Consider the following 14,122-nt stretch of genomic DNA (forward strand, 5'->3'; position numbering starts at 1 on the left):
CAGGACAATCTCGATAAGCCGCGCAATTGTGGTCGGCTTTTGGCCTCCGGGCCAGCATATGCCTAACAGTTGGGCTTTCAACTTCCTGTCATTGCGGGAGGTCTCGTAGGGTGGGTTTGCCGTAGGCGTAACCCACCTCTTTGTTCTCCACGGCGGCAGAAGAGGCGGGTTACGCTGAGCAGATGCGCTTCGCGCATCTGCAGGGCTAACCCACCCTACGCTTCTGCACGAGACCTACCCCCGCCCCGCGATCGCCCGCTTCGCCACCGCCAGGCCCATCAGCACGAAGGCCGAGGTCACCTCGGGGCCGCCGACCAGGATCCGCGTCGGCGTCTTCATCTTGTTCCATTCGTAGGCGCGGAACGGGCCACGGCGGCCGCCTTCGCCGAGGCTTGCGATGATGACGTTCAGCGCCGGTGCAAAGGCACGCGGGTCGGCGCCGAGATGGCCGAGTGCGATCAGCGCCAGCGCGGCGTCGAACACGTTCATCTCCGCGGCCATCAGCTCACCCTTGACGTAGGAGAGCACGCGATGGCGGATGAAATCGAAATCGCCGTCGGGATCGATCGCCGCCTGCGCCGCCAGCGGCAGCGCGAGGAACGCTGCATAGCAGCGGCCGAAATACGCGCTGTAGAGCTCCGGCAGATAATAGATGTGCGAGCGCGGATTGGCGAAGGCGCCGCTGGCTGCCAGCCGTTTCTGGAAACCGATGATCCGGTGCACGGTGGCGAGCCGCGCCGGCGTCTCCAGGATCTTCCAGCGCGCAAGGTTTCGGAAGCTCACCTCGAGAATGTCGAGATTGAGCGTCGGATCGAGATCGTTGCCATAGGGACGCTCGCCCTTGAGATTGTCGATCCAGGTGGCGACGCCGCCTTCATAGTCGATATTGTCGTTCAGCGGCACGGTGACGCGCGGCGCGTTGACACCGGCACGCACCTGATAGCCGGCGTAGAAGTCCAGCAGCGGCTGGTCGATGATCTCATCAAGGCAGCCGGCCTGTGTTGCCGCCGAGATCGAGCATGCCGTGGTGTCGCAATCCGGCACATAGACGCCGAAGCCGAGGTCCTGCTTGATCTGGGCGAAGAAGCGGGAAAAGCGCGGATGCGGCGCCGGCGCCAGCGCCGTGATGACGTTGAAGCGCGCGCCGTCCGTGCCCTCGACTTCCTCGCGGCTGATATTGACGCAGAAATTCACCATGTCGGCGATCGCGCGCTCCGCCGCGATCTTGTCGGCCGGCGAGGCGAGCCCGGTCTCGACATAGCCGAGCAGCGCCTCGATGAAGAAGGCATCGTAATAGGCCGAGCGGTGGCGGATCTGCACCGGCTCCCACATCGGCTCGGCGATGCCTTTCCAGGGCGGATTGACCACGGCGCGCGCGGGCGAGCGCGCGATGAAGACGCGCGCGAGGTTGAACAGCAGCGAGGAGTTCTTGTAGCCGCGCGCGTTCAGGCCCGTCAGCGCCATGATCAGCTCGCGGCCGCGGCAATCGGGATCGCCGATCAGGTTGAAGGCGGCATAGGTCGGCAGAAAACCGTTTCGGCGGTACGAGCCGAGCAGGTGCTGCGCGCAGTCGCGGATCACGCTGTCGATCTCGGAGGTCTGCGGCATGGTGCCGGTGAACATCGCCGGCGGCGGCTTGGGGTGGTCGAGCGCGATGCTGTCGACGAGATCGGCCACGGGCTGGCCGACGGCTGCCCAATCCGGCTCGGCATCATCGCGGGCGCGCCTGAGCGACTCGCGCAGCCGGGCCAGCCTCGCCTCGTCGCGCAGCTCGGGTAGCCCGGCCCGGCGGAGCAGCATCCGCAGCGCGGGATTGCCGAGCGCGGTCTTGTAGAATTTTGCCAGATGCGGATCGCCGCTGGCCGTCGCCGCCAGCACGGGATCGCAGACCTCATAGAGAGAGGGGCCGTCCTTCCGCGCCGTCAGCGCCCGGCAGGCGGCGCCGGCAAAATAATGAAAGCTCATGAAATACCTGGTCGCGGGGCCTTGCCCGGGAACGACGGGCGCGCCCAGTCCGCCCGCCACCCCCTGCAAGTCTTTGAAAAGCTACCCGGATTCGCGGGAAAAACAAATGTGACTGATGTCACGGAATTAGCCGGCACGAGGCCTGCATGATGAGGCCCCGGAAGGGTACGGGGATGCCATAAATCGAGAAAATCGACTTGGAGAATTAACCAATGGCTTCAGTGACTTAGCTCAAATTTTGGGCGATCTATTGCCGGCAGGGCGATATCCGGTTAAGGGTTTGTTTGGTGCGGCGCCGCAAATTGCGCGCAATTCGGGGGCACTCCCCGGGCCAATCCCTCAAACCTAAAGACGCTATCGCGCTACTCAAACAGTGTGCGCGCGCTTGGCTGGTCTTTGGCACTGACAGGAATGAACCGAGATGAATGTAAGGCAGCTCGACATTTCCCGACGCACCATCGCGCTGGCCGCAGCCCTGATCGGCACGGTGTCGCTGGTGATCGGCGCCCATGCTGCCCTCAACATGCGTGCGCTCGATGCCGCCAAGGCCGTGACCACCGACCAGATCACCGGATCGATCGGCCAGACCTCGCGCCTCGCGCTCGTCATCGGCAATGGACATTATCCCGACGCCAGCGCGCCGCTGACGCAGTCGATCAACGACGCCCGCGCGCTGTCCTCGTCGCTGCGCAAGAACGGCTTTGACGTCGACATGGTGGAAGACGCGACCAAGGACGACATGGTCCGCGCCGTCAATCGCTTGAAGTCCCGGATCAAGCGCGACACCGTCGTCATGCTGTTCTTCGGCGGCTTCGGCGTGCAGGCGGGACGCGAGAGCTACATGCTGCCGGTCGATGCCGTGATCTGGAAGGAAAGCGACGTCCGCCGCCACGGCGTCTCCATCGAGGGCGTGCTCGAGATGATGAAGGAGCAGGGCGCCAAGGCCAAGCTCGTCGTCGTCGACGCCTCCCGCCGTAACCCCTACGAGCGCCGCTTCCGTTCCTACAGCCACGGCCTCGCGCCGATCAGCGCGCCCGACAATGCGCTGATCCTCTCCTCGGCCTCGCCTGGCAAGGTCGTCGACGACGGCAAGGGCGAGCACAGCGTGCTGGTCGGCGAGCTGCTCGGCAATCTCAATGCGCAGAGCGGCAGCGCCGAAGCCGTCTTCAACAAGACCCGCGTCGCCATCTCCCGCGCCTCCGAGGGCGTCCAGGTCCCGACCGTGTCGTCCTCGCTGCTCGAAGACGTCCATTTCGGCGAAGCCGGCGGTTAGTTTCTCGCGGCAATCACAGCGGCCCTTGTAGGGTGGATTAGCCGAAGGCGTAATCCACCACTTCTCTCTCGTCTGCTTGGAAAGCAAAGAGGTGGGTTACGCCTTCGGCTAACCCACCCTACGAAGTCATGCGCTACTTCGCCGCTTCCGCGCTGGCCATCGCCGGGCGCACGGGGTCGCCTTCGCGGAGCAGCGCGCCGGCGCGGGCGACGACGACATCGCCTTCGTTGAGGCCGTCGCGAACCTCGATATTGCCGCCCGACATCAATCCGATCTCGACGCGCTTGGTCTCGACGCGGTTGCGGCGGATCACCTGCACCACGGTGCCGGCCGACGAATACTGTATGGCGGTGAGGGGGACTGCGACGTTGCAGCTCTGGCCGGTCTTGATCAGCGCGCGCCCGCTCGCGTTCAGCAGCAGCCGCTTCTGCGAGGAGATGCCGATATAGACCATGCCCTGCTGGATGTTCGGCTCGACGGTCGGCCCGATGCGGCGCACCTTGCCCTCGAGGTCGCCGGCGCCGGCGATACGCACCGTCGCCGGCTGACCGACGGCGAGCTTGCGCACATCGGTGGTCGCGACCAGGCCGACGAGATCGTATTCGCTGCGCGCCACGATGGTGAACAGCGCCTCGCCCTTGGCCGAGGCGAGATTGCCGATCTGGGCGGTGGAGGTCGCGATCACGCCCGCCACGGGCGCGGTGACCTGAAGCGTGCCGCCTTCGGGCAGCGCGAGGCGCGCCAGCACCTGGCCGGCCGTGGTGGTGTCGCCGGCTTCCGCCAGCACCTCCGTCACTTTCAGGCCCGGACGTTCGGGCCGCACCGAGGTTTCCTCGCGCGCGATGATGGTGCCGGTGGCCTCGACGATGTCGGAGAAGCAGGATTTCGCGACCTTGAGCACCGTGACCGCCGGCCCCTTGGGCGCATCGTCATCGGCGGCTCCGGCCGGATATTGACCGAGGACGAGCACTCCGGCGACGGCTGCGGGATACAGGCTTCGAACAACGGCACGGGACAAAGGGCGCATCGGAAATTCCACGGGGGCTATGCCTCCAATCGATAGCAGATGGCGGCAGCCCGGACTACGGCAGCGTTGTCCCAGCGCGGGATGCCATGCCGTCCGGGCTGACGCGGCAAGTCCTTGATTAGTCGCGGGATTGGACAACAGGTTCGCTGCCGGCCAGGCCGGCCCCGAGGGGACGGCTCAGCTCCGGCGATCGCCGAGCAGCCTGCCGGTGGAACGGTCGATCAGATGCAGCCGCGTGCAGGCCGGGCACGCCACGGACACGTGCGTGCGATCGGCCGGCGCGTCGTCGAGCCGATGCTGCACGTTCATGCCGGTCTGCGGGCATTTGAAGAGGATATGGCGGTCCATGACCGCCATATGATGGCAACGCCGGGTCCGGCGAAATTACGGATGATTACGTAGGCGGTCGTGCCCCCTCACGGCAGGCTCAGGAATTCCACCCAGTTCGGCTTCTTGCCGGTGGGGTAGGATTTCAGCTTGGCCAGCGCGCCGCTGCCCTGGTCGATCGCATAGACCGTCATGCCGTCGGAGAGCTCGCCGACCGCGGCGAGGTAGCGCCCGCTGGGATCGATGTTGAAGCCGCGCGGCTGCTTCTCGGTCGGCACGCTGCCGATCGTGGTCAGCTTGCCGCTGGCCGCGTCGACCTTGTAGGCGGCGATCGTGTTGGTGGTGCGCTCGGAGGCATAGAGGAAGCGTCCGTCCGGCGTGATGTGGATGTCGGCGGCCCAGGGTTTTCCGGAAAACCCTTCAGGCAGCGCGGTGGTGCGCTGGATCTCGTCCCATGCGCCGCTCCTGGCCTCGTAGGTGAACGCGGCGACATCGCCGTTCAGCTCGTGGAGCAGATAGACGAACTTGCCATTGGGATGGAATACGAAGTGTCGCGGCCCCGATTTTTCCGGCAACTTGTAGGTCGGCGGATCGCTCGGCGTGAGCGCACCGGTGGTGGGCTCGAATGCAAAGCTCAGCACCTGGTCGGAGCCGAGATTGGTCGCGAACACGAAGCGGTTGTCGGGCGAGGGCAGGAAGGCGTGCGCGTTCAGCCCGGTCGGGATCACCTGCGTCGGCGCGCCCACCACGCCGTTCGCTCCAAGCGGATTCACCGCGACCTTGTTGCCGCCATAGGAGGCGCTGAACAGCACCTTGCCGCCGCGGTCGGTGGCGATGTTGGCCATGCTGTCGGCGAGCGGTCCGTTGCCGATATGGCTGAGCTGGCCCGTCTTTTGGTCGATCGAAAAGCTCACCGCCTGGAACGGCTGCGAGCGCACGCCGGCAATCAGCACGCGGTGGTCGGGCGTGATCGCGAGCGGCGTCGAGGACCCCGGTTTTTCCACGCCGGTAAAGGCGGCGGTCTGCACCGGTGTCATCTCGCCGTTCTCGGCCAGCTTGAACACGCTGATGTCGTTGCTGTCGGCGTTGCCGACATAGGCGAAGGTCTCGGCCATGCCGGCACGGGCTCCCAGGGTGAGGGCAAGAAAGGTGAGAGTGGTGGCGATCGCAGCGCGGGGCGCTTTGGATACGATGCAGCGGGTCGGACTCGACATGAGCGTTCTCCTCGGGGCAGTGCGGCGTTGTTGTTTTGCCGGAGAGGATAGCGGGCGGCACGTTGCCGCACCAAATTCCAATTGAGATCGATCGATGCCGAAATTGTATCGGTCTCGCTGGTGCGGCTATCGCACCGCAGCCGTCAAATTGCGGGAGGGCAGATGCGGTCCGGCCGGGCGGTTCGGCGGCCCGAGCACGGTCCACACCGCAACCGCGAGCAGGGCGCAGGTCAAGATGGTCGAGGCGACCAGTCGTTTTCGCATCAGCCCAAATCCTGTCTGTGCAAGTCCCGTTCGTCAAAGGCATGCGGCGACGCACGCTGAACATCGTGCACCGCAACCCGCAACGCTTCTATGAACTCGTTCACAGGCGAAAACAGGGCAATGCCAGCGAACCAATGCCGCGCGCAGGCATTGAACGGTATGCCCCGCGAAAACGATCTCGAAGGCAAGCGCGACATGGGCGGCAAGCATGGCGGTCAGGCCGGCCAGCCCAAGCTGCCGCCGCGCCCGCACGAAGGCCCGCGCGACGAGGATGTCGTGGCAAAGCGCCACACCGATCAAACCGATCGCGCATCGCCGCCGACCAAATCCAAATAGCGCCTCGCTTGCGCCGCGCTCGCGTCAGGAACGGCAGCCTCGCCTTGCCGTTACCCTGATCCCGCAGGCGGAGGACGCCAGAACGGAGGGTGGCACGTGTTTTGGATTTATTGGGACACCGCCTGGTCGATCATCATCAGCGGCATCATGTTCACCACAATCGTCACGCATCCCGACGCCGAGTTCGTCGAGATCCAGGCGGCCAAGCAGGTGAAATGAGCCTGTCACGCCTTTAGGTCTTCATCTCCGTATCTCACTGGCCCTGCCCACGCGCCGCGGGCGGGCTTGGTGAACGGATTCTTAGGGGCCGGCCGGTATTTTTCTGCATCTTTTCCGCAGAGATCCGGCTCCCATGGCATTGTTCGGCAATCCCTCCATTCGTTCCGTTCTCGGCGCCATCATCGGCGTCCTTGGCCTGTTCCTGGTTGGGCAGCTCGCGACCGGTTTGCTTGGGGCCATTGAACGCAATGGCGCCGCGCAGAAGGTCGAACGTTTCGCCAGCACCGACCAGCAGCTGTTTGCGACGCTGCTCGGCTTCCGGCTCGAACGCGGCACCTTCCTGTCGGCGCTGGTCGCGGATGCGCCGGCGAATGCCAATGCCGATAACCGCATCGCCACCAACCGGCAGTTGTCCGAAGCCGCCTACAAAAGCGTGCTCGAGCGTCTCGACGGCGTAGCCGATCTGCGCCTCGCCGCTGCGCTCGGCAAGCTCGTCGCGATCCATGACGCGCTCGTGCCGCTGCGGCCCAAAGCGGAAGCCGCCATTCACCAGACCAAGGCGGAGCGTGATCCGAAGGTCGGCGACGAGTTTCGCAAGGCCGCGCAGGATTATCTCGATGCGATCCTGGCCCTGACCGCCGAGCTCGAGAACGCACTCAAGCTCACCGATCCCGTGGTCGATCATCTGCTCGCCGTGAAGCAGTCGGCCTGGGCCGCGCGAAATTTCGGCGGCCTCGTCGCCATTCGCCTGGAAACTGCGGCCGCGAGCGGCAGGCCCTGGAGTGCCGCCGACATGGTCGGCGCCGCCGAGGACACCGGCCGCGCCAAGCAGGCCTGGAGCCAGGTGCTCGACGCAGCCGCTCGCCCCGATGCGCCGGCAAGCCTCACCGACGTCATCGCGCGCTCGAAGCAGGGCGAGGCCGCCGCCATGACGGAGCGCCAGCAGGGCTTCATCAAGGCGCTGAGCAACAACCAGACCATCGACATCAAGATCGAGGATCTGTCGAAGCTCAACACGGCGATCCTCAATTCCAGCGTCGAGGCGGGCCAGGCCGCGCTCGCCGAAATGGTCGCTCGCGCCGGACAGCAGATGATTTCGGCGAAATGGAGCCTCGCGCTGAATGGCGGGATGATGCTGGTTGCGCTCGCCATCACATTGTTCGGCTTCATCCTGGTGAACCGCCGCGTCAGCACGCCGATCCGCAAGATGACGCAGGCGATGCGTCGCCTCGCCGAACGCGACTATGCGATCGAGCTCGCCGGCAGCGAGCGCGGCGACGAGATCGGCGAAATGTCGCGCGCGGTCGCCGTGTTCAGGGAGAACATGATCGCCGGCGATCGTCTTGCCGAGGAGCAGGCCGCCGAGCAGGCAAAGAAGGAGCGGCGCCAGCTTGCCGTCGAACGGCTGATCGAACAGTTCGAGAAGACCGTCACGGAATCGCTGCACACGCTCGCCTCCGCCTCGGGCGAGCTGAACGCCACCGCGCAGTCGATGTCGTCGACCGCCGAGCAGGGCTCGTCCAAGGCCGCTTCGGTCGCAAGCCTCTCGGGCGATGCCTCGTCCAACGTGCAGACGGTTGCCGCGGCCACGGAGCAGCTTTCGGCCTCGATCAGCGAGATCAGCCGTCAGGTCGCCGAATCCTCCAGCATTGCCGGCGCCGCCTCCGCTGAGGCCGATCGTACCAATGCCGAGGTGCAGGCGCTGGCCGATGCCGCGCAGCGCATCGGCGACGTCGTCGCGCTGATCACCGGCATTGCCGAGCAGACCAATCTGCTCGCGCTCAACGCCACCATCGAGGCGGCGCGCGCCGGCGAAGCCGGCCGCGGCTTTGCGGTGGTCGCATCGGAAGTGAAGAACCTCGCCACGCAGACCGCGAAGGCGACCGAGGAGATCACCGGCCAGGTCGCCGCGATCCAGGGCGCGACCCAATCCTCGGTGACCGCGATCCAGTCGATCGGCACCACCATCCAGCGGGTCAACGAGATTGCGGCCGCGATCGCGGCGGCCGTCGAGCAGCAGGGCGCTGCGACGCGCGAGATCGCACGCAACGTGCAGCAGGCCTCGCAGGGCACCAATGAGGTCTCGCGCCACATCTCCGGCGTGTCGCAGGCCGCCGGCCAGACCGGCGCCGCCGCCGGCGAGGTGCTGGATTCCGCAAAAATGCTGGCGCGCCTGTCGGATGATCTGAAGCGCGACGTCGACCGCTTCGTCGGCGACCTCAGGGCGGCGTAAGCCAAAGATCCGTAGGGTGGGCAAAGCGTAAGCGTGCCCACCACGTCTAGATGGTGGGCACGGCGCGAAGAGCGCGCCTTTGCCCACCCTACAAAAACCGTCGTCGCAATCACTGCACCATCGCCGCAGCGATCTTCTCCGCCGTCATCAGCACCGGAAAGTTGGTGTTGGCGCACGGCACCACCGGAAAGATCGAGGCGTCGACGACGCGCAGGCCCTGGATGCCCTTGACGCGGCCCTGGTTGTCGACCACCGCCATCGGATCGTCGGCCCGGCCCATGCGGCATGAGCAGGAGGCGTGCCAGACGCCGATGGTCGCCTTGCGCACGAAGGCTTCCAGCGCCTCGTCGTCGTTCATCACCTGGTCGAAGGTGAAGCCCTCGACGACGAAATTGTCGATCAGATAGTGACGTAGCGCCGCCGGACCGTCCATCAGGGTTGCCGCGATCCTGGTCAGGATCTTGTTCCTGCTGTTGACCACGCCGATCTTGCGGACCTTGTCGGTATAGGCAGCCGGGAACGGCTTGTCCGTCACCTTCCTGACGATGTCGCTCATCTGCACCGCCGCCATCTTGCGGAAGCCGCTCATCAGGCGCTCGAGGTCGCGCCGGTCCGACAGCAGATTGAACTCGACGATCGGCTCGGCCGCGGGATCGCGCGAGGCGAGCTTGACCTGTCCGGTCTCGGAATAGGTCTTGTTGACGAAGGTCAGCAGCGAGCCGATCTGCGCGCCGACCGCGTGCCAGGCCGATTTGCTGAGAACGACGACGAACATGTCGCCCTTCGGCACGCCGGCGAGGCCCGAGGAATAGCGCAGGCCGAGCTGCATGTGGCGCCTTGTGTGCTCGTTCATGCGCGCGCCGCGGCGGACGAAGGACGACAGCGAGATCGAGGGATGATCCATCAGGCGCTGGCCGACACCCGGCAAGCCCATCAGCACGGGAATCCCCAAGTCCTTGAGGTGGCCGACCGGGCCGATGCCGGCGCGGAGCAGATGCGCCGGCGAATGGATAGCGCCGCTGGAGAGAACGATCTCGCGTCCGCGGAATTCCTGCTCGCGCCCGTCGACCACGGCTTTCACGCCGACGCATTGCGTGCCCTCGAACAGCAGCTGGCGCACTTGCGTGTTGGTGGAGATGGTGAGGTTGGCGCGCTGGCGCGTGGTGCGATCGAGATAGCCCATCGCGGCCGAGACGCGCTGCTCGGCCTGGTTGGAATGCGTCACCGGGAAATAGCCGTCGACAAACTCGCCGTTCTGGTCCGCCACGAATGGATGCCCGGCCTGCTGGAAGGCTTGCGCGAACGCCTCCGAATGCCGCGTCCAGTGCGCCCTGGGAATTCTGCGTACCGGAATGCGGCCGTCCTTGCCGTGATAGGGCCCGTCGAAATCGAGGTCGCGCTCGACCTTCCTGAAGAACGGCAGCACGTCGTTCCACGTCCAGCCCTCGGCGCCGCGCGCATCCCACTCGTCGTAATCGGTCGGCGCGCCGCGATTGGCCATCTGGCCGTTGATCGACGAGCCGCCGCCGAGCACGCGCGCCTGCTCGTATTTGCGCAAGGGCGGTCGCGCTTCGTTCGGATTGTTGTGGCTGACGACCTGCGTCGTGACCTTGAGCTCGGTCCAGTGGAAGCGCGGATCGAAATAGGCGGTGCCCGGATAGCTGTCCCTGATCTCGGCCGGCTCGTTGCCGGGTGGTGTGTCCTGTCCGGCCTCGCAGAGCAGGACCTTGTTGGCACTCTTCGCGGAGAGCCGGTGGGCCAGCACGGACCCCGCCGAGCCGCCGCCCACGATGATGTAGTCGTACACGATTGGCGCTTCCTCTTGTTCTTGCACGAGGAGGCTAGCGTGGATTTATCGCGAGGTCACCTCACCGCAATCGTCGGTGCACCATGAACGCCACGAATGGCCCGCGGCACGCGCGTCCGGATCTCACGTCATGCTGCCCGGGATGAAACAGCGGATCATGGCGCGGCCGTTGACGTAGTAGGGCCAGACGAAGGTGCGGCCGGCGCGGTTCGGCTCCTTGATCACGGCGTCATCCGGCACGGTGATCCACTCGCCCAGAAGGCGCACGCGGTAGTGTCCGTCCTGCGTGTCCCAGTCGACGTCATCCAGTGCGGTGCCGTCGGCGTCGGCGCAGCACGGACCTCCAGCCTTGCTGTGCAGGCTTTCGAACCAGCCCTTGAGCGGCGAGTTCGCGTAGCGACCGTCGTCGCGGGCCTGTGCGGACAGGCCGATCATGGCGACAGCCGCCAGAAGAGGAATCATCCTGAAGGTCACGATCGCCATCTCGCCTCGCTCGATCCGCGCACGCGCGCAAGAACGCAGGCGCCAATCGCCTGCGTTGCGTGTGACGTGATGCTGGCTGACGCTCGCCGGTCACGGTTCCGGCCAGCTCGGCGGAGCGATAACTACGATCCGCAGCGTTTGATCCTATTTTGCGGAAAGGGGTCGGTCATCTTCGCGCAATTACAGGTGGAGAATGGTGGCACAAGAACGGACATGCCGCATGTCTTGCTCAGCCTGCGCGCCACAATTCCTTCTCCAACTCCTTTGATTTGAATCAATATGACATCGCCCTGCCGACCATTGTTAGCGTGGTGCCTGGGGGCTGCTCACCTAGGAGGTTGCCGATGATGAAAATAGTAGTGATCGGAACAGCTGCACTCCTTCTTGCCGCGCCGTCGATTGCCAGCGCGCAAGCTCCGTCCTCCCCTGCGACGCCGGAACGGCTCAACGCGGTGGACCGGAATACACTGGTGGACATGCGGATCGATTTGACCAAGGCCGCATTGCAGCTGACACCTGACCAGGAAAAGCTCTGGCCGCCCGTCGAGAGCGCCATTCGTGCCAGAGCGGAGGATCGGAGGGCCCGTGTTGCAAAAATCTCGGAAACGGTGGGTAGACGGGCCGACCAAAATGCCGTCGAAACGATGCGAAATCGTGACCCCATCGCCTTCCTGCAACGACGCTCGGAGACATTGGCTCAACGCTCCGCCGATTTGGATAAGCTCGCTGAGGCGTGGCAGCCACTCTACAAGACCCTCAATCCCGAACAGAGGCAGCGCATGGGGGCCCTCGCGGTCCTTGTGCTCCACGACATGAGCGATGTCGTGGAACGACGTCGTGCGCAGGCAGAGGACGAGGACTGAAACGGGATGTTGATTCATACAAGCCGCGTGATGGTCTGAACCTGCGCGGCTAATCAACTTTAAGCCTGGGGATGTCTCCTTTGCCAAGGTCGACATCCCCAGGCCGCATTCAAAGTGCCGTAGCCGACCAACGTGGCGGCAACGCGCGGCAGCGTCAGTGTTCACATCGTCAGTCTCGCCGGAAGCGCATAGCCAAAGGCGCGAGAGGCCGCGTTCGAGGCGAGCGGTTGAACAGACGAAAGCAGCTTTCGTTTGCTGTACTTGCGAGTGCATCAGCTTCGTTGCCTATCCAGGCACAACAAGCGCCCGTGGAAGCGCCGGTTGGCTCTGCGAGCAGAACGAGCTGCGAGGTGCGAGTGAAACTGCTGGGGACCGCGACATCGAACCCGCGGAACGGCAGTTTCTCAGCGACACACGTAGGAGCCGTTCACCAGTACGCGCACACAGGCCGTACCGGCGGCCGCCGCGCCGACCGCAGCTCCCCCTACGACTGCCCGTCGCGTCTGTCTGCGCGCAACGCCTGCGACGCTCATCGGTGTTGCCGGTCGTCCGACCCTGGCTTCTGCGCTTTGTACAAGCGACAGCCCGTCGCTTTCCGACCAATTGATCGCACCGAATCCGCACGCCAGCCCGATTGCTACGAATGCGAGCTGTATTCCGCGAGTCCGCGTCATCGTGAGCCTCCTCGTGGCCAGTGTACCTTGCCTTCCGATGCTTCTCCCCATGGCGAATGCGTCGCTTGATCTACATCAACGGGGAGAAGCCATGTTAGACGAGGTTGCCATTCGGAAGTTTGGCAAAAGCTGCATAGCGCACGAAACAATCCCGAGCCTTCGTGCTCTCGGAGCTAGGCTGCGCTGCGCAGCACTGCTGACGCAGCGAAGGCTCCGCCGGGACAAGTGCGTTCTCGACAGAAGACGAAGAAACGGCGCGTGTCGCCCGAGATCTGAGAAGGCCTGCCATGCTCGAAGGTCTGATCTATCTAGTCATCAACATCGTTGTCATCGGCCTCGTGATTTGGCTATTGCGCTTTTTGATCGAATTGAACCCCCTTGGCGGGCCGTTGCGACGCGTCGCAAACATCGCCGTGGTGGTGATGGGCGTGCTGATAATTGTCATGTTGCTTATGAACTTCGTGGGCAAGCACCTCATGGCCTAACGCTCGCCTCTGGCGCTGCAGGCACGCCTTGGTGGCTTTCCCCGTGGAAAGATTGTGTGCGCCGTTTGCTCGCCTAGTCGGGACAAGCGGCATTGCTGGCTCTTCCTTCTTGATCGTCAGCCAGCCAGGACCGGATGCGAGACGCCGGAATGAGTTGCTTGGGAGAATGCGGATTGATCGTGCCGGCTAACAGGACCAAGCCGTCCTCGAGCTTTGATCGAGCGAACGCCTTGGCCTCGGCCTCGGTCGCAAACGTCCTCGTTTCGTGGGGACTTCGCGGCTTCCGGAGCAGGCCATGTCTGCGAACTGCAAGGGTTACATACCAGATTGCCGTCATCTCCGTTCTAATTGCAGCGGAGTAGTGATAGTTCCATCGCTGTCTCGGCGCTCCGCGAGCCTTACGGGCAAACTCCAAGCCTGCAGATTCCAGGCATGGCGGGCTTACAGCATCGCCTCTCCATCAAGACTGATCGTTGTTTTGAGGAGCGAAGCAGCCTTGACGCCGCGCCAATCGGTCCTCAGGCGGATGCAAACTGCTCTTCAACCAGTCCATGACGATCGGGGACGTAAGCGGATCTAGAGAACACTCATTTGACGCAAGAGGCTTGTGGCTCGCCGCGAGCCACGCGCGCACACTGATGCGCGGGCGCCTGCCCCGTGGGGAACACAGTTGTCGCCATCCCCGGACAAGCATGGTTCACCTGTACTGCTCTGGAGCCCCGCCAAGCCGACCTATGGGCGCACACTTGCGCGAGAGGTCAGCCGCTAATTTGGAGCCTGAAATTGCTGCTCGCACCATTGTCCGAAAGGGAAGCTGCGGTAACAGGTGACGCCGGCGCAGCTTCGCGAGTGTTCGCCCTCCCGACGCGAAGCAGGCGCGACGAACTACGTCTTCTCGAGGTTAAATTGCGGGCGGCCGATCAGATGCCTGCGCGATGGTGGTTCACTGATA

At 64.5% G+C, this 14,122-nt stretch carries 14 protein-coding genes; 6 read left to right on the forward strand and 8 right to left on the reverse strand.

Translation table 11 applies throughout. The features are described 5' to 3' along the window. Window positions 1-234: 234 nt before the first annotated feature. Window positions 235-1,965: a hypothetical protein gene (locus JQ603_RS34905; RefSeq protein ID WP_212347169.1), complete on the reverse strand. Its 1,731-nt coding sequence runs from the start codon at window positions 1,963-1,965 to the stop codon at window positions 235-237. Window positions 1,966-2,386: 421 nt separating this feature from the next. On the opposite strand from JQ603_RS34905, the gene JQ603_RS34910 reads away from it, so the two are divergent. Further along, window positions 2,387-3,238 (forward strand): caspase family protein, encoded by an 852-nt coding sequence (locus JQ603_RS34910; protein WP_212347172.1) that lies wholly within the window; start codon window positions 2,387-2,389, stop codon window positions 3,236-3,238. A 133-nt stretch (window positions 3,239-3,371) separates the two neighbouring features. Here the strand turns inward: JQ603_RS34910 and JQ603_RS34915 are convergent, their stop codons facing one another. The 4 genes from JQ603_RS34915 to JQ603_RS34930 form a co-directional block, all read right to left on the reverse strand. Beyond that, a complete protein-coding gene (locus JQ603_RS34915) occupies window positions 3,372-4,265 on the reverse strand; it encodes an efflux RND transporter periplasmic adaptor subunit (protein ID WP_212347175.1) in 894 nt (297 codons plus the stop codon). Between the two features lie 177 nt (window positions 4,266-4,442). Continuing rightward, window positions 4,443-4,613, reverse strand: a complete 171-nt coding sequence (locus JQ603_RS34920; RefSeq protein ID WP_212347178.1) for a hypothetical protein — start codon at window positions 4,611-4,613, stop codon at window positions 4,443-4,445. A gap of 68 nt (window positions 4,614-4,681) precedes the next feature. Continuing rightward, complete coding sequence (locus JQ603_RS34925) at window positions 4,682-5,806, reverse strand: lactonase family protein (protein ID WP_212347181.1); 1,125 nt, start codon at window positions 5,804-5,806, stop codon at window positions 4,682-4,684. Between the two features lie 126 nt (window positions 5,807-5,932). Next, complete coding sequence (locus tag JQ603_RS34930; protein WP_212347184.1) at window positions 5,933-6,070, reverse strand: hypothetical protein; 138 nt, start codon at window positions 6,068-6,070, stop codon at window positions 5,933-5,935. Between the two features lie 90 nt (window positions 6,071-6,160). On the opposite strand from JQ603_RS34930, the gene JQ603_RS34935 reads away from it, so the two are divergent. The 3 genes from JQ603_RS34935 to JQ603_RS34940 all read left to right on the forward strand — a co-directional run bounded on the left by JQ603_RS34935 (window position 6,161) and on the right by JQ603_RS34940 (window position 8,858). Beyond that, on the forward strand, window positions 6,161-6,406 hold the full coding sequence (locus JQ603_RS34935; RefSeq protein ID WP_212347576.1) for a hypothetical protein: 246 nt from the start codon (window positions 6,161-6,163) through the stop codon (window positions 6,404-6,406). 96 nt (window positions 6,407-6,502) lie between these two features. Continuing rightward, on the forward strand, window positions 6,503-6,625 hold the full coding sequence (locus JQ603_RS38365; RefSeq protein WP_271580850.1) for a hypothetical protein: 123 nt from the start codon (window positions 6,503-6,505) through the stop codon (window positions 6,623-6,625). A gap of 133 nt (window positions 6,626-6,758) precedes the next feature. Further along, a complete protein-coding gene (locus JQ603_RS34940) occupies window positions 6,759-8,858 on the forward strand; it encodes a methyl-accepting chemotaxis protein (RefSeq protein WP_212347186.1) in 2,100 nt (699 codons plus the stop codon). Window positions 8,859-8,967: 109 nt separating this feature from the next. Here JQ603_RS34940 and JQ603_RS34945 read toward each other — a convergent pair whose 3' ends face one another. Further along, a complete protein-coding gene (locus JQ603_RS34945) occupies window positions 8,968-10,665 on the reverse strand; it encodes a GMC family oxidoreductase (RefSeq protein WP_212347189.1) in 1,698 nt (565 codons plus the stop codon). Between the two features lie 123 nt (window positions 10,666-10,788). Then, window positions 10,789-11,148 carry a hypothetical protein gene (locus tag JQ603_RS34950; protein ID WP_212347192.1) on the reverse strand — a complete coding sequence of 120 codons (360 nt, stop codon included), beginning with the start codon at window positions 11,146-11,148 and terminating at the stop codon, window positions 10,789-10,791. A 344-nt stretch (window positions 11,149-11,492) separates the two neighbouring features. Here JQ603_RS34950 and JQ603_RS34955 point away from each other — a divergent pair, with 344 nt between their 5' ends. Beyond that, window positions 11,493-12,011, forward strand: coding sequence for a Spy/CpxP family protein refolding chaperone (locus JQ603_RS34955; protein WP_212347195.1), 519 nt, complete (start codon window positions 11,493-11,495; stop codon window positions 12,009-12,011). A gap of 404 nt (window positions 12,012-12,415) precedes the next feature. Here JQ603_RS34955 and JQ603_RS38200 read toward each other — a convergent pair whose 3' ends face one another. Continuing rightward, window positions 12,416-12,685, reverse strand: coding sequence for a hypothetical protein (locus JQ603_RS38200; protein WP_245004063.1), 270 nt, complete (start codon window positions 12,683-12,685; stop codon window positions 12,416-12,418). A gap of 287 nt (window positions 12,686-12,972) precedes the next feature. Here JQ603_RS38200 and JQ603_RS34960 point away from each other — a divergent pair, with 287 nt between their 5' ends. Beyond that, window positions 12,973-13,170 (forward strand): hypothetical protein, encoded by a 198-nt coding sequence (locus JQ603_RS34960; protein ID WP_212347198.1) that lies wholly within the window; start codon window positions 12,973-12,975, stop codon window positions 13,168-13,170. Window positions 13,171-14,122: the final 952 nt, after the last annotated feature.

Source organism: Bradyrhizobium liaoningense, from assembly GCF_018130825.1.
GTDB classification, from domain to species: Bacteria; Pseudomonadota; Alphaproteobacteria; order Rhizobiales; family Xanthobacteraceae; genus Bradyrhizobium; species Bradyrhizobium liaoningense_B.